Below are 23,260 nucleotides of genomic sequence, written 5' to 3'. Positions count from 1 at the left end.
ATGCGGCTGCGCCATCCGGACGGCTCGACGGTGCACCTGTCCTACTGCACCAACGTCCACGCCGCCGAGGATCTCCCCGGCATCCACGGTCAGCTGTCCGGCGTCGCCGCGCGGGTCAGGCGCCTGCTCGGCGTCGAACGGCTCGGGCTCGGGCTGTGGCTGTCCCAGCACGCCGCCGCGGACCTCCTCGCCCGGCCCGGGGAACTCGCCGGGCTGCGCGAGCGGCTGACCGCGCTCGGGCTGGAGGTCGTGACCCTCAACGGGTTCCCCTACCGCGGCTTCCACGACGAGATCGTGAAGTACCGCGTCTACACCCCTGACTGGGCCGACGCGGAGCGGCTGCGTTACACGCTCGGGCTCGCCGAGATCCTCGCCGCGCTGCTGCCGGACGGCGTCACCGAGGGCACGATCTCGACCCTCCCCCTCGCCTGGCGGACCGGGTGGACGAAAGAGAAAGCGGCGGCGGTCATGGCCAATCTCGACGCGGTCGCCCAGGGCTTGCGCGCGCTGGCCGGCCGTACCGGCAAGGTGATCCGGCTGGGCTTCGAGCCGGAGCCCGGTTGCATCGTCGAGACGACGCCCCAGGCTACCGCCCTGCTGAGCGGCGTGGATCATGACCACCTGGGCCTCTGCCTGGACGCCTGCCACATGGCCGTGGGCTTCGAGGAACCCGGCGCGGCCGCCCGCACCGGGCTGCCCATCGTGAAGCTCCAGGCGTCGTGCGCCTTGGTGGCCCCACCGGGAGCACAGCGGGCGCTGGCCGCGTTCGACGAGGCCCGCTTCCTCCACCAGACGCGCTCCGCCACCGGATACGCCGATGACCTGGGCGAGGCCCTGTCCGGCGGCCTGCCCGCGGACGAGAGCTGGCGCGTGCACTTCCACGTCCCGCTGCACGACGCGCCGCCCCCTCCGCTCGCCACCAGCGCCCCCTACCTGCGTGACCTGCTGAACGTGCTCCTCGGCGGAGAACGGCCGCTGACCAGGCACGTCGAGGTGGAGACCTACACGTGGAACGTGCTTCCCGGCGCGCCGGCCGATGTCGCGGAAGGCATCGCCGCCGAGCTCGACTGGATGCGGGGACAGCTCGCCGCCCTCGGGCTGAAGGAGACGTGATGGCACCGCTGATCGTGATCAATGTCGTCGGGCTCACCCCGCGCCTGCTCGCGCACATGCCGAACGTGGCGAAGGCGGGCGCGGCGGCCGCGCTGCGGCCCGTGCTCCCGGCCGTCACCTGTTCGATGCAGGCCACTCTGCTGACCGGTTCGATGCCCCGCGACCACGGCATCGTCGGCAACGGGTGGTACTTCCGGGACCTCGGCGAGGTGCTGCTGTGGCGCCAGCACAACGCGCTCATCCAGGGTGACCAGCTGTGGACCGCGGCGCCCGGCCTGCGCACCGCCAACGTCTGCTGGTGGTATGCGATGGGCGCGCCGACCGACCTCCTCGTCACCCCGCGCCCCGTCTACCACGCCGACGGCCGCAAGTCGCCCGACTGCTACACCCGCCCGCCCTCACTTCACGACGACCTCGAGGCCGCGCTGGGGCCGTTCCCCCTCTTCACCTACTGGGGCCCCAACGCGGGGATCACCTCGTCCGAATGGATCATCGCCGCGGCCCGCCGCATCCTGGCCCGCGAACGGCCGGATCTGCTGCTGGTCTACGTGCCTCACCTCGACTACGACCTCCAGCGGTACGGCCCCGCCGGTCCCGAGGCCATCGCGGCGGCCCGCGCCGTCGACGCCGCGCTGGCTCCGCTCCTGGCCGAGGACGCCGAGGTGGTCGTGCTCTCGGAGTACGGCATCACCCCGGTGTCCCGCCCGGTGGACATCAACCGGGCGCTGCGGACCGCGGGTCTCCTGGAGGTCCACACCCAGGCCGGGATGGAGTACCTCGACCCGTGGACGTCCCGGGCCTTCGCCGTCGCCGACCACCAGGTGGCCCACGTGTACGTGCGCGATCCGGCCGACCTCGGCCGCACCTGCGCCGTCGTCGCCGAGCTGACCGGCGTGGACGAGGTGCTCGACCTCGCGGGGAAGGCGAAGTACGGGCTCGACCACGAACGCGCCGGCGAACTCGTCGCGGTCGCGGAACCTGACGCCTGGTTCACCTACTACTACTGGCTCTCCGACGACCGCGCCCCGGATTTCGCCAGGCTCGTGGACATCCACCGCAAACCCGGCTACGACCCCGCCGAGCTGTTCATGGACCCGAATGATCCGTTCGTCAAGCTCCGTGCGGCGGCGGCGCTGGCCAGGAAGAAACTGGGCTTCCGCTACACGATGCGGGTGGTGCCGCTCGACCCGGCGCCGGTGCGGGGCAGTCACGGCCGGTTGCCCGACCTCCCCGACGACGGCCCGCTCATCATCGGCCCCTTCGACCGTGACTCCTACGAGGCGACCGAGGTCAAGGACCTCCTGGCCGGTCTGGCCCGGAGAAGCCGCTGACCGCGGACACCCCGGGCCGCCATATCGGCCTCAGACGCGGGTCCAGCGCTGGTTGGTTCCTCCGGTGCAGCTCCAGATGCGCGCCTTGGTGCCGTTGGCGGTGGCACCGACGTCCAGGCACTTGTTCGCCCCGACCGCGGTGACGGTGCCGTCGGAGTTGAGGCGCCACTTCTGGTTGTTCTGCCCGTTGCAATCCCAGATGATCACCGCGGTGCCGTCCGCCGTCCCGGCCCCGTTCACGTCCAGGCACTTGCCGCCAGAGGCCCGCAGCTCACCCGCGGCGGTCGAGGTCCACTGCTGGTTGGCCTGGCCGTTGCAGTCCCAGAGCTGCGCCTGCGCGCCGTTGGCCGGCGAGGCGCTGACGTCCAGGCACCGCCCGGACCCCACGCCCTTGAGGGCGCCCGAGCCGCCCGGTGTGCCGGCCAGTTCCTTGACGCGGATGTTGCGGAATGACACCACGTCGCCGGACCCGTGGTTCTGGATGCCGATGTAGCCCTGCTGGAGCGAGCGGACCGGATCGGCGTTGGTGAAGTCGTTGATTCTGGTGCCGTTCAGGAACACCTGCAGCCGCTCGCCCTCCACCAGCAGCTCATAAGTGTTCCACTGACCCGGCGGGTTCAGCGCCGCGTCGCGGGCGGCGATGTCGGCCGTCTTGAACCCGTAGATCGCCCCGGTCGTCTTGTCCGGGGTGTCGGTCGCGTCGATCTGCACCTCATATCCGGTGTTGAGCGCCGCGTCGGGGTCGCTGGTGGCCGGGAAACCGACGATCACGCCGGAGTTGGAGTCGCCGGTCATCTTCCAGTCGAGCTTGACGGAGTAGGAGCGGAACTCCTTGGCGTTGTACCACAGCATGCCCATGCCGCCCTGGGAGGTCAGCGTGGCGTCGCTGTTGGCGAACGACCCCGGCCCGGCCTGCGACCAGCCCGTCGTCGAGCCGTTGTACAACGTCGTGTACCCCGTCTCCGGGCGGCAGTCGGCGTTGGTGGCCTTGGCCGCGTACCGGATTCCGCCGAGCAGCAGCGTGCGGAAGTTCGGATCGGCGTACGACTCTTTGGTGTGCCCCAGGCCGGTGTAGAACGCGCGGCCGGAGGACTGAGGGTGGCACCAGGTGATCGGGTGATCGCCCATGCCGCCGCCGCTGTAGCTGCCCTCGTCCAGGCTCTGGAGCACCCGGACGTTCGGGCGGGGGTTGGTGCGGTAGTTGTACCACTCGTCGGTACGCGACCAGGTCACCCCCAGGTGAGCGGTCGCGGCGTGCGCCCGGTCCTCGTTCCGTACGGTGGCCTGCTGGATCGCCGGGTGGTTGTTGAACCAGGCCCCCATCAGCTGCCCGTAGTAGGCCCAGCTGTACTCGGTGTCCGCGGCCGAATGCACCCCGACGTAGCCGCCCCCGCCGTCCACGTACGTCTGGAAGGCGGTCTGCTGGTTGTCGTTCAGCACGTCACCGGTGGTGCTGAGGAACACCACCGCCTTGTACTGGGCAAGGTTGGCCGTGCTGAAGGCGTTCGAGTCCTCGGTGGCATCGACCGCGAAGTCGTTGGCGGCCCCCAGGTCGCGGATGGCCTGGATCCCGTTGGGGATCGAGTCGTGCCGGAATCCGGCCGTCTTGGAGAACACCAGCACCTTGTAGGCGGCGGCCTGGGCGGGGATGGCGGGGATCACCGTCGCGACGGCGGTGATCGCCGCCACCGTCACTGAGAGGCGTCGCAGCACAGATGTCTTTCGGTCGCTCGGCATGGGTGTCCTTTCAGACGCGGGTCCAGCGCTGGTTGGTTGCTCCGGTGCACGTCCAGATGCGCATCTTGGTGCCGTTGGCGGTGCCGGCGCCGGTGACGTCCAGGCACTTGTTCGCCCCCACCGCCGTGATGGTGCCGTCGGTGTTGAGGCGCCACTTCTGGTTGCTCTGGCCGTTGCAGTCCCAGATGATCACCGCGGCGCCGTCCGCCGTCCCGGCCCCGCTCACGTCCAGGCACTTGGTGCCGTACACCCGCAGCTCACCCGCGGCGGTCGAGGTCCACTGCTGGTTGGACTGCCCGTTGCAGTCCCAGAGCTGCGCCTGCGCGCCGTTGGCCGGCGAGGCTCCGCTGACATCCAGGCAGCGCCCCGACCCCACACCCTTGAACGCACTCGTGCTCCCCGAGGGCGGGGTGCCGGTGTCGAGAGTGAAGTCGTCCACGTCGAACAGGTAACCCTGTCCGGTCGGGCCGCGGAAGACCAGATAGAGCGTCGTGGTGCCGGCCGGCGCGCCGCTGAGGTTCGCCGAGACGTCGGTGAAGGTGTCCCAGCTGCCGGTGCTCGCCACGTTCACCGTTCCCAGCAGTGTGCCCGTCGCCGAGCCTGCCCGCACCTCGATCCGGCCGCCCGCGCCGGCCGAGGAGACCCGGGCGGTGATCCTCGTCGCGTTGCCCAGGTTGTACGGCTGGAAGGAGATCCAGTCGCCGTCGTCGGTGAAGCCGACCGTCTTGCCGCCTTCCGCGGTGGCGTGGTCGGCCGTCTGGATGCCCTGCTGGGCGCCGAAGTGCTCGGCCTGCCGATGCCGCGGCTGGAGGGTACGGTCGCTGGTGGAGGTCAGACCGCCCTTGTCGGTGTAGGAGGCCTCGAAGACGCCGTAGATGTTGGCCGCGGCGTCATGCTCACCGTCGACCGGCACCGAGATGGAGCCTGAGCAGCCGGTCGTGGAGGTGATCTGGTGGCGGTGGCTGTCGTGGCCGAGGAAGTAGGCGACGGTGACCCCGGCGCAGTCGATCGTGCCGTCCTCCGGGTCGCTGACGGTGACCTGGAAGGGAACGGTGTCGCCGAAGGAGAACAGCTGTCCGGCGGAGGGGGTGGTGAGGATGACCGTCGGCGCGGTGTTGCCGACGTTCACGATCACGCTTGCCGTGCCGGTGAGGCCCTGCGGGTCCCGGACCGTGAGCGTCGCCGTGTAGGCGCCGTTCGTGGTGTAGGTCTTGCTCGGATTCGCCGCCGTGGAGGTGGTGCCGTCGCCGAAGTTCCACGAGTACGTCAGCGCGCCGCCCTCCGGGTCGGAGCTGCCCGCCGAGGAGAAGTTCACCGTCAGCGGAGCCGGTCCAGACGTCTTGTCGGCGGACGCCTTGGCGATCGGATTGCGGTTGGCACTGCCGATGTACTCGATGCGATACAGCGCCTGGTTGTTGTTCCCGTCGCCGTAGTCGAGGACGTACAGGGCCCCGTCAGGACCGAAGGCCATGTCCATCACCTGCGTCCCCGACCAAGGGAACGCCGAGATCTCCCCATAGGCGCCGTCCGGCTTGACCTCGATCGCCTTGATCCAGCGCCGGCCGTACTCACCGGCGAAATACCGCCCGTCGAGCGCCTGGGGGAACTTGACGGCCGAGTTCAGGTTGGGGTCGTAACGGTAGACCGGACCACCCATCGGCGACTCCGATCCGGAGCCGAACTCCGGCGGGCTTCCGGCGTCCCCCGCGTACCTGATCCACGCCGGCTTCGCCGCAGGCAGCGTGGTCAGGCCGGTGTTACGGAAGGAGTTGTTGGTCGGGCCGCCCGCGCAGTTGTACTTCGGACCGGTGCTGTTGGTGGCGAAGTTCCATTCGTTGTAGGTCTCGCTGGTGGTGTTCGTGCCCGTGCAGTACGGCCATCCGTAGTTGCCGGGACCGGTGATGCGGTCGAACTCCACCTGCCCGCTCGGCCCCCGGTTGGCGTTGGTCACCCCCGCGTCCGGCCCGTAGTCGCCGAGGTAGACGATGCCGGTCGCCTTGTCCACGCTCATCCGGAACGGGTTGCGGAAGCCCATCGCGTAGATCTCCGGCCGGGTCTTCGCCGTCCCCGGCGGGAACAGGTTGCCGCTGGGGATCGTGTAGGTGCCGTCGGGCTGCGGCTTGATGCGCAGGAGCTTGCCGCGCAGGTCGTTGGTGTTGCCGGCCGAGCGCTGGGCGTCGAACTGCGGGTTGCGGTCGGTCCGCTCGTCCAGCGGGGAGTAGCCGCTCGACTCGAAGGGGTTGCTGTCGTCGCCGGTGGTCAGATAAAGGTTTCCGGCAGCGTCGAAGTCGAGGTCCCCGCCCACGTGACAGCACAGGCCGCGGTCGTTCTGGACCTGCAGGACCACCTTCTCGCTGGCCATGTCGAGAGTGTCGTCCGCCTTGAGGATGAACCGGGACACGTGCAGCTCGCCCTTCCACTGGTCGAACTGCGCCTGCGTGCCGTTGCTCGGCGCATCACCGTTCGGCGTGCTCAGCCGCGGCGAGTAGTAGAGCCAGATGTACCGGTTGGACGCGAAGTCGGGGTCCACCGCCACACCCTGCAGGCCCTCCTCGTCGTGACTGTAGACGTTGAGCCTGCCGGCCACCTTCGTGTTGCCGTTGACATCGGTGACACGTACCGTGCCGTCGCGCGCCGTGTGCACCACCGACCGGTTCGGCATGACGGCCAGCGACATCGCCTCACCCAGCTCGGCACCTCCCGACGCGAGAGACACCTGCTGGTAGTCGGCCGCCGGAATGGCGAGGGCGTTCGCCGGGGAGGCGTCGAGCGCGAGCGCTCCGGGAATGATCAGCGCCATCGTGGTCAGCAAGGTGAGCCACGGACGTCGGGACATGAGCGTTCCTCTGCTATCGAATCGATTCGAGCGAAAGCTTTCTCGTCCCCCGCGAGTGGGGCGCCGAGGGCGCGTCGCCAGACGGTGTCAGGCGCGCGCCCACTTCTGGTTGGTGCCTCCGGTGCAGGTCCAGATGCGTGCCTTGGTGCCGTTGGCGGTGGCACCGACGTCCAGGCACTTGTTCGCCCCGACCGCGGTGACGGTGCCGTCGGAGTTGAGGCGCCACTTCTGGTTGTTCTGGCCGTTGCAGTCCCAGATGATCACCGCGGTGCCGTCCGCCGTCCCGGCCCCGTTCACGTCCAGGCACTTGCCGCCGTACACCCGCAGCTCACCCGCGGCGGTCGAGGTCCACTGCTGGTTGGCCTGGCCGTTACAGTCCCAGATCTGCGCCTGCGCGCCGTTGGCCTGCGAGGCTCCGCTGACGTCCAGGCACCGCCCCGACCCCACACCCTTCAAGGCACTCGTGCTCCCCGAAGGCTGGCCCTGGGGACCGGCGGACGCCATCACCGCCTGGGCGCCCGCGGGCCAAGCGCCGTTGGTGACGGTGACATTGTTGTTCACCACGTTGCCGCGGTCGCCGTTGGTCACATTGGTGCTGCCGTTGGTCGACCAGTTGCCGGTGACGGTGAAGTTCCCCATGTTCTCACCGCCCCAGTAGTTGGCGGTGGCCCAGGTGCCGGTGTTCGAGAGCACGTTGCCGGTGACGGTGTAGTACTTGGAGCCCTCGTCGAAGTAGATCCCGAACCAGCCGTTGGTCCGCAGGCAGTGGTTGCCGCTGATCACCGCGTTCGGGTTCCACGACAGCGTGTAGATACAGCCCCCATCGGTCATCTGCTGCATGACGTCGTGCACGTAGTTGCCGACGAGCTTGTTGCCGGACGCGGTGGTGGGAGTGGTGTAGCGCGGCTGGTAGTTGTACAGGCCGCGGTTGGCGTACTGGTTGCTGCCGCCCGGCTCGTTGGCGCCCCAGCCGTACCCGATCGACATGCCGGTGTACGGCAGGTTGTAGACCTCGTTGTGTGACACGTCGGTGTTGGTGACGTAGGTGGTCAGGACCGAGACGATGCCCCGGTAGTCCAGGCCGAGGTCGTGAATGCGGTTGTTGCTGACGGTGATGTTCCGGTTGACCATGCGCTGGTCACTGGGGTGGTGCGCGTCGGCGCGCACGCCACCGACCACGATGCCGCCGGCCGAGCTCTGGGCGATCTCGGACCGGGTGACGGTAATGTCGCCGGCGCCCAGGCCGACCCCGCTGGCGTGCGCGTTGGCGTCGTTGCCGATGCCCACGGCCGTCTGGCCGAGGTTGACGAACCGGGAGTCGGTGAAGGTGATGTTGCCGGCCGCGGACACCTGCACCGCTGCCGGCATCTGCTGCCAGTGCGGCCGCGCGGCCTCGAACTGCTGGCAGCCCTCCTGGCAGGAGGTCAGCCTGTCGGCGGGCCAGTTCCAGTTACCCGCGATGTAGGCGCCGGTCTGCTGGTCCGCATAGCCCTGGTTGCCGCTGGGTCCGAGCCAGGTCGTGCCGGTGAACGTGATCCCGCTGAACGTGATGTGGTGCGCGGGTGCGTCGTAGGTGCCTCCGACGTTCACCAGGGACTGGAGAACCGGCAGCTCAACGTTGACATTGCTCATGTTCTGCCCGGCAGCCGGGATGTAGTACAGGACGCCGGTCCCGGGGTTGATGTACCACTCCCCCGGCGCGTCCAGGAACTCGTAGGCGTTCTCCAGGTACAGCGGACCCGCCCGGTGCGGCTGCGTGAAGGTGTCGTACCCGAAGGTGTTGTTGTTCCAGCCGGGCTGCTGCATCGTGATGAAGTTCCCGCTGATGCTCTGCACCGTCACATAGCGGTCCGTGAACGAGCCCACGCTCTCCATCTCGACCCGGTTCTGGTTGGCCAGGTTGTTCAGATAGTTCAGCGCGCTGTTGCCGAACCGCAGGCCGGTGCTGCTCGCGGTGAGGTCCGACCGGTTCACGGCCGTACGCGCCCGCGTGGCGATGGCGCCGTTGACGTACAACTGCCGGGTGTCGATTCCCGTGCCGACGTCGGCGCGCCAGATGTTCTTCCCTGAATCGGCCACGGTCCATCCGGTGACCGCCCTGGCTCCACTGATGACGGGACGGGCGCCCGCCGCGGCCTGCCATTTGACGGAGTAGCCGTTGTTCCCGGAATCGGCGGCGGCCAGCCGGAGCGGCGCGGAGAGCCGGTACACCCCGTCGGCCAGTTCCACGACGATGTCACCGGACATCGCGCCGTTCAGCGAGCGTACCGCCGTCTGCGCCGCGGACAGCGAGCACGGCTGGGTGGAGGTGCAGGCGGTGCCGGTGCCGGCGGGTGACGCGTACAGGGTCGTGGTGGCCGCCAGGGCTGGGGTGGCGGGGGCGATGAGGGCGAACGCCGCGGCCAGCGCCGCGGCGACGATGCCGATCAGAGCCGGTCTCAGTGCCGTGACGGGCGAAGATGACTGCACAGTTGTTCCTTTGGGGGGTACGGGTGTGGCCAGGTCACGCCCTGCTGCTCAGGCAGGTGACACCCTTCTGAGGGTCCTCGCCTCTAATTACGTTGTGAGTATTGATAGCCGTCAAGACCTTAAGCCCGCTTATTTCACCATTTGCACACCTGGCGCATGGCCATAGTTAGCCGCATCTCTTTCTTTACCAGCGGCAATGCAGGCCATCACGGTTACCCGCGCCGATCGCCCTCGTATGAACCGTTCATATGTGTCGTACTAATCGGCAGTACGTCTGAGCTTGGGAGGAACCCACATCAGTCATACTTTGCAGAGAACGGCGAGGAGGAAGCACGGTGACCGACACCCCGCGCGAGAGCGGATACCGGCCGGGCTACGAGGTGGCGGCCGAGCAGGTGCTGGAATTGATCGTCCGGCTCGGCCTGCGTCCGGGTGACCGCATGCCGACCGAGATCGAGCTGGCCGGGCAACTGGGCACCAGCCGCACGGTGGTACGCGAGGCGGTGAAGCTGCTCTCCGCGCTCGGCCGGGTACGCGCTCAGAAGGGCCGCGGCCTGTACGTGGCCGACGACGAGGGGATGTTCGGCACCGGGCGCTGGGCCTCCTTCTTCCTCCCGACCGACCTCGACCACGTCTACATGCTGTTCGAGTTCCGCCGGGTGCAGGAGATGGAGACCAGCAGGCTGGCCGCCCGCCGCGCCACCCCCGCGGAGCTGAGGGCCATCGAGGAGGCGGCCGGCGTGTGCCGCCACGGCTTCGAGACCGGGCAAGAAGACCTGTTCAACAAGGGCGACGACACCTTTCACACCGCCATCGCCACGGCCTCGCACAACATGTTCCTCCAGGTGGCGGTGCGGGAGGCCCGCAGGCTACAGGCTCAGTCCAACCTCATCGGGCTGAGCGGCTCGGTGGGCGGGCACGCCGCCAAGGCCGTCGAGGAGCACGACGCCATCTACCAGGCCATCCGCGCCGGCGACCCGGAAGCGGCCGCCCAGGCCGCGGCCACGCACATCGACAACACCCTCGACGACTACCGGAGAGAGATCCAGCAGCGCCTCTTCTCCTCCCAGTGATCCGGCCCTCCGAACCGGTTCGCCCTGCGGGGCACTGACGGGACCTGATCAGCCGGGCCGACGGCGGATGAACGTTTCATCGAGCCCGGCTACGAGCGTGGCCGATGAGTGCCGCCGGACAGGGGTTCCGGCAGGCAGCCGGACAGGACCGAGCCTTGACAGGCCGTCCGCCCGTCGTATGTGCTTCGCCGTACACCGCTGTCTCCCCCTCCTCAGTTGATCAGTACGTTGGCGAATCGATTCGCACCGGTCTCCGAGCGCGGCTGTCTCCGTCTCGCCCTACCTCCAAGGAGTACGACAATGCAGCCTTCATCCGTTCCCTTATCGGGCCGTGTGAGGCGTTCTCGGGCGGCCGTCGTCGCAGCTGTGGTGGCGGCGCTGGCAACGCTCCTGGCCACCGCCCTGACCTGGTCGGCACCGGCCTCGGCAGCGACAACGCCGCTGGTGGGCGTGGGCTCGGGGCGTTGCCTGGATGTCAGCGCCTCGCAGACGAACGGCGCGCAGGCGCAGATCTGGGACTGCAACGGCCAGGCCAACCAGCAGTGGACCTCGACCGCCGCGGGTGAGCTGCGGGTGTACGGCACCAAGTGCCTGGACGTTTACGGCGCCGGCACCGTCGACGGCACCAGCGTGATCATCTGGGACTGCAATGGCCAGAACAACCAGAAGTGGCGCCTCAACGCCGACGGCTCCGTCACCGCGGTCGGCGCGAACAAGTGCCTGGACGTCAGCGGCGCCGGCACCGCCAACGGCACGAAGGTGCAGATCTGGACATGCCACGGCGGCACCAACCAGAAATGGACCACCGGAGCCGAGCCCACCCCGACGCCGACCCCGACCCCGCAGCCGCCCGGCGCGCGCCCGTGCGACATCTACGCCTCCGGCGGCACGCCGTGCGTGGCCGCGCACAGCACGACACGGGCGCTCTACGGCTCCTACAACGGCAACCTGTACCAGGTCAGGCGCTCCGACAACACGACCAGGAACATCGGCGTGCTGACCGCGGGCGGTGTCGCCGACGCCGCGGCCCAGGACTCGTTCTGCGCCGGCACCACGTGCGTCATGACCGTCGTGTACGACCAGTCCGGGCGGGGCAACGACCTGTGGTACCAGGGATCCAGCGTGGTCCCCGGCTCCCCTCAGAGCAGGCCCGCGATCGCGACCACCGAGTCGCTCACCGTCGGCGGCGGCAAGGCGTACTCGCTCTACATCAACCCCGGCAACAGCTATTGGCGGGACGGCCACCTGACCGGCGTGCCCACGGGGACCGCGCCCGAGGGCATGTACATGGTGACGAGTGGCACCCACGTCAACGGCGGCTGCTGCTTCGACTACGGCAACAGCGAGACGACCAGGAAGGCCGACGCCGCCGGCGCCATGGACGCCATCAACTTCAGTACCCAGTGCTGGTTCGGCGGCTGTTCCGGGGGCGGCCCCTGGGTCCAGGCCGACCTGGAATGGGGTCTGTACCCCGGCGGCAGCCAGTCGTGGAACCCCAACCAGCGGGCCCTCCCCCACAAGTTCGTCACCGCCACGCTGAAGAACAACGGCACCAGCCGGTTCGCCATCAAGGGCAGCAACGCGCAGTCCGGCAACCTGTACACCCTGTACGACGGGCCGCTCCCCAACGGCTACAACCCGATGAAGAAGCAGGGGGCGATCATCTTGGGCAGCGGCGGCGACTGCTGCAAGCCCGATGGCGGCGCCAATCTCAGCGCCGGAACCTTCTACGAAGGAGCCATGACCGCCGGCTATCCCACCGACGCCACCGAGAACGCCGTCCAGACCAACATCATCGCCGCCGGCTACCGCTGACCCGGTCTCCCGAACCTTCGACAGACCCGGAGGCCGGCGAGAGGCGCATGACACTAGGTCTGATGGAAGCCGCCGGTGACCGCCAGCAGCCGTCGTCCGGCGTGCTCCGGCCGGATGTTGGGGCCTTCCGCGGCCCTGGCGTCCGGTCGGCGGGTGAACGCGTTGATCGCGTTCTCGTCGATCGTGATGCCGAGACCCGGCGCGTCTCCGAGGATGAAGGCGCCGTCCTCGATGTACAGGTCGAGCGAGATCCCGATCGGCGGGTGCAGATCCTGCAGCTCGCTGGCCAGGTGGTTCGGCACCGACGTCGCGGCGTGCAGCAGCCCGACCGGCGTGGTGCCGATCGGGCTGACCGGCAGGTCATGGGCGTGCGCCAGGGCGGACACCCGAAGGAAGTGGGTCACCCCCCAGACCGCGGCCGTCTGTACGATGTCGACCGCTCCCGTGGCCAACAGCGGACGGAACTGCTCGAGCCCGGTCAGGTTCTCCCCGGTGGCGACGGAGGCGCGGATGCCGTTGCCGACGACGGCCAGGCCTTCGGCGTCCCACCTCCGGACCGGCTCTTCGATCCAGGTGAGATCCAGGGTGCGTTCGAGCTCGCAGACGTGCCGGACCGCCTGCTTGCGGGTCCAGGCCTCGTTCACGTCGAGCATCAGGCCCGGCCGTGATCCGTGCCTCGCCTCGGTCAGGACGTCCCGTACCAGTGTCAGGCGGTGCCGGTCGCAGTCGATGTCGAGGCCGCCCTTGAGCTTGGCCGCCCGCAGGCCGTGCTGGGCGTAGAGCTGGTACGCCGAGACGAGTTCGTCGTCGGTCAGGCCGATGTCGAGGCCTGAGGCATAGGCGGGGACCCGCCGGTCGCGTCCGCCCAGCAGCCGCCAGAGCGGTTCACCGGCCGCCTGTGCCTTGATGTCCCACAGGGCGGTGTCGAGCGCGCCGATCGTGCCGAACACGGCTCCGGCGTGGCCGGCCTTGAACGTCTGCCGCAGCATGCGGTCGTAAAGAGCCGTCACGCCGCGCGGGTCCTCCCCCTCGATCGCGGCGAACACGGTGTCGATCTCGACGTGCGGCCCGAGGCCGATGCCGGTGATCCCCTCGTCCGTGTCCACCATGACGACCGGCACCGACACGACACCGTCGGCGAAGACACCGTTGGCGTCACCGACAGGACGGCCCCATCTCTGGACCGTCGTCGTGGTCCGATATGCCGTGATGCGCATGTCAGCCTTTCGTGGAACCGGCGGTGACGCCGTCGGCGATCTGCCGCTGGAGGAACAGATAGATCATCAGTACGGGTATCGCGGCGATCAGGACTCCCGAGGCGAAGGTGGGGATGTCGTCGGAATACTGTCCGCGCAGCGCGTTGACCCCGATCATGAGGGTGCGATGCTCGGGCGACGGCATCATCAGCAGGGAGATGAGCACGTCGTTCCAGCAGAACAAGGCGTCGAGGATGCCGACCGACAGCAGCGCCGGAACGCCCAGCGGCAGCATGATCCGCCGGTACACGCCGTACACCGTGTTCCCGTCGATCCTGGCCGCGTCGACGATCTCCGCCGGAATGGTCCTGTAGTGGCTCGTCATCAGGAAGACGGTGAACGGCAGGAACTGCGCGACGTAGGCCAGGATCAGCCCCGGATAGGTGTCGATGAGCCCGCTGTCGGCCATGATCCTGGTGAGCGGCACCATGATCACCTGGAAGGGGATGAACAGCCCCGCGAGACAGCCCAGGAAGATCACCGAGGATCCGCGGAAGCGCAGTTGGCTCAGCGCGAAGCCCGCCATCGAACCCAACAGCAGCAGCAGGGCCACGGCGAATGCCACGACGATGAACGAGTTGACGAAGTATCGCGCCATTCCGGCGCCGGCCCACGCCTCGGCGAGGTTGTCCCAGCGCAGGGAGCCCGCCGGGGAGAACCGGTCGAGGATGTAGTCGCGGCGGGTCTTCATCGCGACGTTGGCGGTGAACAGGAGAGGATAGATCGTCGCCAGCGCGAGAGCGGCCATGGAGACAGCGGCCACCCACCTGGCCGGACGCCTGCCGGGCATCAGTCCTGCCTGCCCGCGCGCCGGAGCAGAGTGATCTGCAGGAGCCCCACCACGAGCATGACGACGAAGAGAACCGTCGAGGCGGCCGAGGCGAGCGCCGGCTGGTTCAGCTGTCCCTGCTGGTGCCAGATGTAGAACTCCGGCAGGTAGGTCGAACCCTCCGGTCCTCCGCCGGTCATGACGAAGAGCAGGCCGAACATGGAGGTCAGCATTCCGATCATGGTGGTCACGAAGACGAACTGGATGGTGCGCGTCAGGCTCGGGATGATCACGTGCCAGATGATCTGGCCAAGCGAGGCGCCGTCCACGCGGGCGGCGTCCAGCAGCGAGGCGTCCAGGGTGCTGAACCCGGCGAGGAACACCACCAGAGCCATCCCGAACGTCGCCCATATGTGCACGCCGACAACCGTGAACATGGCGATGCCCGGATCGCCGAGCCAGTCGACCGGGCCGACGCCGACCGCCCCGAGGACGGCGTTCAACGGGCCGTCGAACCCGAGCATGAGGTTGAAGATCGCACCGACGATCACCGGTGAGAGCACGGCCGGGAAGAAGTAGACGCTGCGGTAGACCCGGTGACCGGGCACCCGCAGATAGATGAAGGTCGCGAGCAGGCCGGGGATCGCCACCGCCACGGGCAGCAGCAGCACCAGCAGCCCGACGTTGCGCAGCGACGTGCTGAACAACGGGTCGCCGAGCAGTTCCAGATAGTTGCTCAGGCCGACCGGGGCCCCATTGAGCTCGCCGTCACCGGTGAAGGAGAAGTTGACCCCCAGGACCAGCGGCCACAGCCGCAACACCACGATGATCAGTACGGCCGGCGCCACCAGGACGTAGGGCGCGAGGCGCTCGGCGCGCGCCCTACGGGTGGTACCGGCGCCCCGGTGCGTGACGGTCGCTGCGCCGGCTCGCCCGGAGCCGGCCGGGCGGACCAACGGCGACGGACCTCCGATCGGCACCCGGTCAGCCTGTCCGGTCGGAGGCGGCCAGCTGCTCCACAGCCTTGTCCACGGTGGTCGAACCACTCAGGAGCTGCTGGGACAGTCTTCCCATCAGGTCCACAGTCTTGGAGGACAGCGCGACATGCAGGGCGGGCTTGCCGGTCTTGATCTCGGGCACGATCGCGGCGACGGCCGGGCCCGCCTGAGAGACGTCGATCGTCGTGTCGGACGCGATCGCGCCGGCCTTGGCGTAGAACGCGGTCAAGGCGTCGGTCGAGGTCAGGGATCGCACCAGATCGGCGGCCAGCTTCGGGGCCTTCGTCCACTTGGCGACGGCGTAGCCGATGCCGCCGTCGTACGGAAGGCTGGGCGTGGCTCCGTCGGTGACGACCGGGGCCGGCATGACGCCGATCTTGTCGGGCGGCAGGAACTCGGCGAAGTCCTTCCAGTGCCCGACGTCCGACATCAGCCCGATGATGTGCGCGGCCTTACCGGTCTCGAAGACCCTGAAGATGTCGGTGAACATCGCGGTGGAGTTGGCACCGTCGTTGTTCAGCCCCTTGTCGCCGGCGTCCTTCCACAGCTCGAAGATCCGCTTCACGTGGGGGGAGGTCCAGTCACGCTTCCCGGCGATCCAGTTGTCGTACTCCTGAGGCGTCAAGATGCCGGAGCCGAGGCCCGACATGAAGAACTGGATGCCGATGCCTTCCTTGTTGCCGAGCGCGAAGCACGCGGCTCCGGTCGCCTTCTTGATGGCGGCGCAGCCGCTGACCAGCTCCTCCCAGGTCTTGGGCGGGTTCGCCGGGTCGAGACCGGCCTTCTCGTAGAGCGCCTTGTTGTAGTAGATCGGGTGGCCCTGCAGGGTCACCGGCGCGGCGTAGGTCTTGCCGTCCTTGCTGAAGGCGTCCCAGCCCGCCAACCGGCTCTTGTCCTCGCTCACGTACTGGTCCAGCGGAAGGAGCGCGGCGACCCGATCGCGGAGCTGTCCGCCCCCGTTGAACAGCATGACGTCGGGTCCCTTGCTGGACTGAATGGCCGTGCCGAGCAAGGTGTAGTACTGGTCGAAGGGCTGGGCGACGAACTCGACGGTGACGCCGGGATGCCGATTGGCGAAGTCGGCCTTCGCCTTCTCGATGTAGGTGGCCGCCGCCGGTTCGCCGGACTTCCAGTCCCACACCACGAGCTTCTGCGGCTTGGACTGCGAGTCTCCGCCGGACGGGGACTCCGTCCGCGCCGCACTCCCGCAGCCGGCCACGGCCAGTCCCGCGGCAAGCAGGACCGACCACAACGCTCGCTGCCTCATAGCTGTTCACCCTCCGAGAGCGGCCGATATGCCCGTCGCCCTGGGAAACATAATTCGTATGACGTATTACGGTCAAGAGGGACATGTAGACTGATGCGGTCGCGCTGTCCTTGCCAGTCACCAGAGGGGGGATATGACGGCATCGCAGGAAACGGGCAGCGCCGTCCCGGCGCCACCGGCCTGGGCCCAGCGTCCGGCCAGTCTCGCCAGAGCGGTGACCGCCGAGCTGGTGGAGCGCATCGTTCGCGGCGTGCACCCGCCGGGGACGCCGCTGCCCACCGAGCCCGCGCTGTGCGAAGCCTTCTCCGTGAGCCGCACCGTCGTCCGGGAAGCGGTGAAAGTCCTGCAGGACAAGGGACTGGTACGGGTCCGTCAGGGCTCCGGCACCATGGTGACCCCTCCGGTGATGTGGGACATGCTCGACGAGCTCGTCCTCGCCGCGGCCATCGCCGCGGACGAGAGCCTGACGATCCTCGACGACCTCGTCGTCACGCGGCGCGTGCTGGAGTCCGACATGGCCAACGTCGCCGCCCGCCTGGCCGAGCCGGACACCATCGAGCAGCTGCGCGCACTGGTGGATCGGATGGACGAGCTCGTGGCCGACCCGGTCACCTACGCCGAAAGCGACCGCGCCTTCCACGACACGATCATGCGGGCGTCGGGAAACCGCATCGCCCGTGGCGTCGTACGGGCGATGGAAAGCCAGGTCATCAACACCGCCCGGTACATGGGCCGGACCGAGCGAGCCCTGTGCGTGGCGTCGAACCTCGGCCACCGCCGCGTCTACGAACGCATCGCCGCCCACGATCCCGCGGGCGCCGCCGAGGCGATGTTCCATCACATCACCGAGGCCTGGATCGTCCGCCGCAGCGGAACGGCCGACCCCGCCCGGTTGCAGCGTTAGCACCCGTTCGCGTCCACGGAACCGATTCGATCGAGGGCCGTGAAAGTTTCATCGCGGCGCGTCAGTGGTGACCACGGTCGCTTTTCCTGGTCAGCAGCCGGAGCGATGGGGTCGTCTCAGGCACAGGCCCGCAATGTCGAGAAGGCCGAGCCTTGACAGGTCTTGTCACGGTCATATTTGCTCCGCTGCACCATCGCCTCCAGCCGCCAGGAAGAAAGGAGGCCCCATTATGGCGGCGTTGAGTGAGCGCTAACACTCCAACGCCCTCACCTCCGGAAACGGCGGTGGAAGTGGCTTCCCTTTTACGTTGTCCCCCCAAAAAAAGGGAAAGGAAATGTGTGATGTCGAGGCTTAGATACCTCCTCACCGCTATCGCTTCCGCTGTACTGCTCGTCGTCCTGGCCACGGTGCATACGGCGCTGGGCGACAGCGCGCCCCCGCCTCTCGCACAACAGAGCGCCCTCGCGGGCACCGCTGGATGCGGCAAGACCCCAACGCTGAGAAGCGGTACGCAGTCGATTACCACCAGCGGGAAGAATCGTAGCTATATTCTGAGAATTCCAGACAACTACAACAACAACACCCCATACCGGTTGATCTTCGGATTCCACTGGAATGGCGGCACCGCCAACGATGTCGACGGGGGCGGAACCAGTGGGTATCCCTGGTCCTACTACGGGCTCAGGGCATTGTCGAACAACACCGCGATCTTCGTCGCGCCTCAGGGCTTCAACAACGGCTGGGCCAACTCGGGCGGTGAGGACATCACCTTCGTCGACGACATGATCCGCCGGATCGAGGCGGACCTCTGTGTGGACACCTCCCAGCGCTTCGCCATGGGCTTCAGCTACGGCGGCGGCATGAGCTACTCGCTCGCGTGCACCAGGGCGACGGTCTTCCGCGCCGTGGCGGTCTACTCCGGCGGGCAGCTCAGCGGGTGCAGCGGCGGCAACGAGCCCATCGCGTACATCGGGCTGCACGGCCTCAGGGATCCGGTGCTCAACATCTCCACGGGCCGGTCGCTACGTGACAGGTTCGTCAGGAACAACGGCTGCACCCCCCAGAACCCGCCGGAGCCGGCGCAAGGCAGCCTTACGCACATCGTCACCAACTACTCGGGGTGCCGGGCCGGGTATCCGGTCGCATGGGCGGCGTTCGACGCCGGCCATACCCCCGGTCCCGTGGACGGGAAGCCCGGCGATTTGGAGCCCGGCGAGAAGTCCTGGACCAGGCCAGTGGTGTGGAACTTCTTCGCGCAGTTCGGAGGCAGCGACCCGAATCCGACGCCGACGCCGACGGTTGATCCGCCGACGACAGGCGCGTTCAAGGGTGTGGGGTCGGGGCGGTGCCTGGACGTCAGCGGAGCCTCGCAGGCCAACGGCGCGCAGGCGCAGATCTGGGACTGCAACGGGCAGTCCAACCAGCAGTGGGCCGCCACCAGTTCCGGTGAGCTGCGGGTCTACGGCGGCAAGTGCCTGGACGTGAACGGGGCCGGGACGGCGGACGGCACCGCGGTGATCATCTGGGACTGCAACGGGCAGAACAACCAGAAGTGGCGCCTCAACGCCGACGGGAGCATCACGGCGGTAGGGGCGAACAAGTGCCTGGACGTGTCCGGGTACGGCACCGCCAACGGCACCAAGGTGCAGATCTGGACCTGCACCGGCGCCACCAACCAGCAATGGACCCGCGTCTGACAGCTGACCACGCGCCATCGCCGGGACGAGTCATCGCCCCGGCGATGACCACGAGCACGCAGGCACGTATGTGGTGCAGGGCTAGTGCTCGTACCCAACGGAGGCCGACCGCCCGCGAAACCCTCATGGGCTTGGAGAACCGAAAATGGCTGATTTATCGCGAAGACAAGTGCTGAGATTCGGCGCGGCTGGAGCTGGAGCCGCGCTGTTGCCCTTGCAGTGGACGGCCGCGGCCCGGGCCGCGTCGGTGGCGCCTCCGGAGGTGCGCGCCGCGAACGATCTGGCCTTGTGGTACGACGAAAGCGCCGGCACGGAGTGGCTGCGCGCGCTTCCGATCGGAAACGGTCGCCTGGGCGCCATGGTGTTCGGCAACGTCGACACCGAGCGGCTGCAGCTCAACGAGGACACCATCTGGGCCGGCGGGCCGTACGACCAGAGCAACACGAAGGGTGCGGCGGCGCTGGGGCAGATCCGGCAGCTCGTCTTCCAGAACCAGTGGAGCCAGGCCCAGACCCTTGTCGACCAGAACATGCTGGGCAACCCTTCGGCTCAGCTGGCCTACCAGCCCGTGGGCGATCTGCGACTGACCTTCGGCAGCGCCGCCGGGGTTTCGGAGTACAACCGTTTCCTCGACCTGACCACGGCCACCACGACGGTGACGTACCTGCAGAACGGCGTCCGGTACCGGCGTGAGGTGCTCGCGAGCGCGCCGGATCAGGTGATCGCCCTCCGCCTGACCGCCGACAAGCCCGGCTCGATCACGTTCTCGGCGACCTTCGGCAGCCCGCAGCGGACGACGCGGTCCAGCCCGGACGGCACGACGGTGGCGCTCGACGGCATCTCCGGCGACCAGAGGGGCCTGGCCGGCAAAGTCAGGTTCCTGGCACTGGCCCGGGCCGTCGCAGAAGGCGGCAGTGTCAGCAGCTCCGGCGGCACCCTGCAGGTAAGGTCCGCCAACAGCGTGACGGTGCTGATCTCCATCGGCTCCAGCTACGTGAACTACAAGGACGTCGGCGGCGACTACCAGGGCATCGCCCGGCGCCATCTCGACGCCGCCGCCGGCCGGACCTACGACGACCTGCGTGGCCGGCACGTCGCCGATTACCAGCGGCTGTTCGGGCGCACGACGCTCGACCTCGGCCGCACCTCGGCCGCCGACCAGCCGACCGACGTACGGATCGCGCAGCACGCGAACAGCAACGACCCGCAGTTTTCGGCGTTGCTGTTCCAGTACGGCCGTTACCTGCTGATCTCCTCCTCGCGCCCGGGCACCCAGCCAGCCAACCTGCAGGGCATCTGGAACGACTCGCTGACCCCGTCCTGGGACTCGAAGTACACCCTCAACGCCAACCTGCCCATGAACTACTGGCCGACCGACACGACCAACCTGTCGGAGTGCTACGAGCCGGTGTTCAGGATGATCAACGATCTCACGGTCAGCGGCGCCCGCACGGCCCGGGTGCAGTACAACGCCGGCGGCTGGGTGACCCACCACAACACCGACGGCTGGCGGGCCTCGTCGGTCGTCGACTTCGCCGCGGCGGGCATGTGGCAGACCGGCGGCGCGTGGCTGGCCACCATGATCTGGGATCACTACCTGTTCACTGGCGACCTCGATTTCCTGCGGCAGTACTACCCGGCCATGAAGGGGGCCGCGCAGTTCTTCCTGGAGACCCTCGTGCAGGAGCCGAGCCTGGGTTACCTGGTAACGAACCCGTCGAACTCCCCCGAACTCAACCACCACTCGGGCGTCAGCATCTGCGCCGGACCCACGATGGACAACCAGATCCTGCGTGACCTGTTCAACGGCTGCGCCAACGCCGCCCAGGCGCTCAACGTCGACGCCGACTTCCGTACGCGGGTCCTGGCCGCCCGGGACCGGCTCACGCCGATGAAGGTGGGCTCGCGCGGCAACATCCAGGAGTGGCTGTACGACTGGGTCGAGACCGAGCAGAACCACCGGCACATCTCCCACCTCTACGGCCTGCACCCCAGCAACCAGATCACCAAGCGCGGCACCCCCGCGCTGTACACCGCCGCGCGGCGGACCCTCGAACTGCGCGGTGACGACGGTACGGGCTGGTCGCTGGCGTGGAAGATCAACTACTGGGCGCGGATGGAGGAGGGCACGCGGGCGCACGACCTGATCCGCGCCCTCGTGACGACGGCCCGGCTCGCGCCCAACATGTTCGACCTGCACCCGCCATTCCAGATCGACGGCAACTTCGGCGCGACGTCCGGCATCGCCGAGATGCTGCTACAGAGCCACAACGGTGAGCTTCACGTGCTGCCGGCGCTCCCGGCGGCCTGGCCGAGCGGGACGGCACAGGGTCTTCGAGGGCGCGGCGGCTACACCGTGGACGCGACGTGGAGCTCCGGCGGGGCCACCGAGATCCTCATCAGGTTCGACCGTGACGGGACGGTCAACGTGCGCGGCCGGATATTCGCCGGGACCTACCAGGTGGTCGACACCACGACCGGCGACACCGTCAGCGTCACCAAACCCGAGAACGACGTCATCAGATTGACCGGTCAGGCCGGTCGTACATACCGCATGACCGGGTCCGGCGGCACCCCGCCGGCGACCTACGTGCGGATCACGAACGCGGCCACCGGCCTGGCGCTGGACAGCGGCGGGAATGTCGCCTCGGGGGCGAACCTCAAGCAGTGGAACTGGGACGGCAGCACCAACCTGCAGTGGCAGCTCGTGGACCTGGGCGGTGGGTGGTACCGCATCGTCAACCGTACCAACGGCATGGTCGCCGACAGCTGGGGCAACACCGCCAACGGAGCCAACGCCAGGCAGGCGGCGTGGGGCGGCGGCGACAACCAGCAGTGGCGCCTCAACAGCACGGGCAACAGCCGCTACCAGATCATCAACCGCGGCACCGGCACGGCCCTCGACGGCATGGGCAACAGCACAGCCGGCTCCACGGTGGCCATGTGGACGCCGAACAACAGCACCAACAACCAATGGACCATCACGGGCCTGTGACCTCATATCCACCGCCGATCACTTTGGAGAGAGAGGGTTACTCAACCGCCCGACGCGAGCGAATGGGCGGGGCCGAACGCGGGCGGATCAGGACGAAGGGACGGGGCCTGTCGAGTCGCGGACGCCGCAGTCGTCCTGAACTGCCACCAGTTCACGTTGAACAGGTAGCCGCTTCCGCTGCGTCGGACTTCGCCCAACTGAAGGTGGTCAGGCTCAGCGGGGAGCCGTGATCGGTCCAGTTCACCATGTCGGTGGAGGGACGCAGCAAATATGCGGCAAAAAGGTACTGTCAAGAGCGCCTTAACTTGCCGTGGCCGGAGGAGGCACCGACCAGGTGCGCTCACCTCGGATTATCCGGTCCGGACGCGATCGACCCAGCGAGAGCGGCGCCATGAAACTTCCATCCCGCCAAGCCGCCCGAAATATTTCGAACCAAGATTGCGCATCTGGCCAGTCCAGCAGATACAGAATGAGCAGGCGACTCCGAAAGTTTCACTACTTTCTTGACAAGTTTCGGCGAGATCCACACACTGAGTGCCCGAGGTGAGTTCCCCCTTCCCATGATTCGCCTATGGAGGCTCAAGCATGCGTGTCAACACCATGTCCCCGCCTGCCGCCCGGCGGCCGCTCGGCGCGCGCCGCCGGGCGCTGATCACCGGCGCGCTCGGCGCGCTCGGCATGATCACGGCACTTGCGACGGCGATTCCAGCCGATGCCGCAGCGAGCACGCTCGGCGCGGCAGCCGCGCAGAGCGGCCGCTACTTCGGCACCGCCATCGCCTCGGGCAAGCTCGGCGACTCCGCCTACACGACGATCGCCAATCGCGAGTTCAACATGGTGACGGCCGAGAACGAGATGAAGATCGACGCCACCGAGCCCAACCGGGGCCAGTTCAACTTCACCAGCGGGGACCGGGTCTACAACTGGGCCGTGCAGAACGGCAAGCGGGTGCGCGGGCACACGCTGGCCTGGCACGGCCAGCAGCCCGGCTGGATGCAGT

Annotated in this window: 15 protein-coding genes; 8 read left to right on the top strand and 7 right to left on the bottom strand. The window is 68.1% G+C overall.

From position 1 onward, the window contains the following. Both eboE and AB0C30_RS54660 read left to right on the top strand, forming a co-directional pair. Window positions 1-1,113, top strand: coding sequence for a metabolite traffic protein EboE (eboE, locus tag AB0C30_RS54665; protein ID WP_357960133.1), 1,113 nt, complete (start codon window positions 1-3; stop codon window positions 1,111-1,113). After that, window positions 1,113-2,444 carry a nucleotide pyrophosphatase/phosphodiesterase family protein gene (locus AB0C30_RS54660; protein ID WP_357959926.1) on the top strand — a complete coding sequence of 444 codons (1,332 nt, stop codon included), beginning with the start codon at window positions 1,113-1,115 and terminating at the stop codon, window positions 2,442-2,444. Before eboE ends, AB0C30_RS54660 begins: the two co-directional genes overlap by 1 nt. 30 nt (window positions 2,445-2,474) lie before the next feature. Here AB0C30_RS54660 and AB0C30_RS54655 read toward each other — a convergent pair whose 3' ends face one another. The 3 genes from AB0C30_RS54655 to AB0C30_RS54645 all read right to left on the bottom strand — a co-directional run bounded on the left by AB0C30_RS54655 (window position 2,475) and on the right by AB0C30_RS54645 (window position 9,486). Continuing rightward, window positions 2,475-4,181 (bottom strand): ThuA domain-containing protein, encoded by a 1,707-nt coding sequence (locus AB0C30_RS54655; RefSeq protein ID WP_357959924.1) that lies wholly within the window; start codon window positions 4,179-4,181, stop codon window positions 2,475-2,477. A gap of 10 nt (window positions 4,182-4,191) precedes the next feature. Continuing rightward, window positions 4,192-7,017: a carbohydrate-binding protein gene (locus tag AB0C30_RS54650; RefSeq protein WP_357959921.1), complete on the bottom strand. Its 2,826-nt coding sequence runs from the start codon at window positions 7,015-7,017 to the stop codon at window positions 4,192-4,194. An 87-nt stretch (window positions 7,018-7,104) separates the two neighbouring features. Then, a complete protein-coding gene (locus AB0C30_RS54645; protein WP_357959918.1) occupies window positions 7,105-9,486 on the bottom strand; it encodes a ricin-type beta-trefoil lectin domain protein in 2,382 nt (793 codons plus the stop codon). 335 nt (window positions 9,487-9,821) lie between these two features. Here AB0C30_RS54645 and AB0C30_RS54640 point away from each other — a divergent pair, with 335 nt between their 5' ends. Further along, on the top strand, window positions 9,822-10,559 hold the full coding sequence (locus AB0C30_RS54640; protein WP_357959915.1) for a FadR/GntR family transcriptional regulator: 738 nt from the start codon (window positions 9,822-9,824) through the stop codon (window positions 10,557-10,559). 333 nt (window positions 10,560-10,892) lie between these two features. Beyond that, window positions 10,893-12,374, top strand: a complete 1,482-nt coding sequence (locus tag AB0C30_RS54635; RefSeq protein WP_357959912.1) for an arabinofuranosidase catalytic domain-containing protein — start codon at window positions 10,893-10,895, stop codon at window positions 12,372-12,374. A gap of 53 nt (window positions 12,375-12,427) precedes the next feature. On the opposite strand, the gene AB0C30_RS54630 is transcribed toward AB0C30_RS54635, so the two are convergent. From AB0C30_RS54630 to AB0C30_RS54615, 4 genes are read right to left on the bottom strand one after another with little or no spacing between them, the layout of a single operon-like run. Then, the gene (locus AB0C30_RS54630) at window positions 12,428-13,591 is read right to left on the bottom strand and encodes a mandelate racemase/muconate lactonizing enzyme family protein (protein WP_357959909.1); all 1,164 of its coding nucleotides are present in this window, start codon (window positions 13,589-13,591) and stop codon (window positions 12,428-12,430) included. A gap of 1 nt (window position 13,592) precedes the next feature. After that, a complete protein-coding gene (locus tag AB0C30_RS54625) occupies window positions 13,593-14,420 on the bottom strand; it encodes a carbohydrate ABC transporter permease (RefSeq protein ID WP_357959906.1) in 828 nt (275 codons plus the stop codon). Further along, on the bottom strand, window positions 14,420-15,379 hold the full coding sequence (locus AB0C30_RS54620; RefSeq protein ID WP_357959904.1) for a sugar ABC transporter permease: 960 nt from the start codon (window positions 15,377-15,379) through the stop codon (window positions 14,420-14,422). Before AB0C30_RS54620 ends, AB0C30_RS54625 begins: the two co-directional genes overlap by 1 nt. 4 nt (window positions 15,380-15,383) lie before the next feature. Beyond that, window positions 15,384-16,664 (bottom strand): extracellular solute-binding protein, encoded by a 1,281-nt coding sequence (locus AB0C30_RS54615; RefSeq protein ID WP_357959902.1) that lies wholly within the window; start codon window positions 16,662-16,664, stop codon window positions 15,384-15,386. Window positions 16,665-16,797: 133 nt separating this feature from the next. Between AB0C30_RS54615 and AB0C30_RS54610 the strand changes: the two genes are divergently transcribed. The 4 genes from AB0C30_RS54610 to AB0C30_RS54595 form a co-directional block, all read left to right on the top strand. After that, window positions 16,798-17,568 (top strand): FadR/GntR family transcriptional regulator, encoded by a 771-nt coding sequence (locus tag AB0C30_RS54610; protein WP_357959900.1) that lies wholly within the window; start codon window positions 16,798-16,800, stop codon window positions 17,566-17,568. 341 nt (window positions 17,569-17,909) lie between these two features. Then, window positions 17,910-19,265, top strand: a complete 1,356-nt coding sequence (locus tag AB0C30_RS54605) for a lectin (RefSeq protein WP_357959898.1) — start codon at window positions 17,910-17,912, stop codon at window positions 19,263-19,265. 169 nt (window positions 19,266-19,434) lie between these two features. Then, on the top strand, window positions 19,435-22,260 hold the full coding sequence (locus AB0C30_RS54600) for a glycoside hydrolase N-terminal domain-containing protein (RefSeq protein WP_357959896.1): 2,826 nt from the start codon (window positions 19,435-19,437) through the stop codon (window positions 22,258-22,260). A gap of 585 nt (window positions 22,261-22,845) precedes the next feature. Then, window positions 22,846-23,260: endo-1,4-beta-xylanase (locus AB0C30_RS54595; protein WP_357959894.1), on the top strand; the 415-nt coding region annotated here is incomplete at its 3' end.

The organism is Nonomuraea sp. NPDC048901 (assembly GCF_040649695.1).
Lineage (GTDB): Bacteria > Actinomycetota > Actinomycetes > Streptosporangiales > Streptosporangiaceae > Nonomuraea.
The sequence above is the reverse complement of the archived record's forward strand: the minus strand, read 5'-3'. Positions and strand labels throughout refer to the sequence as shown.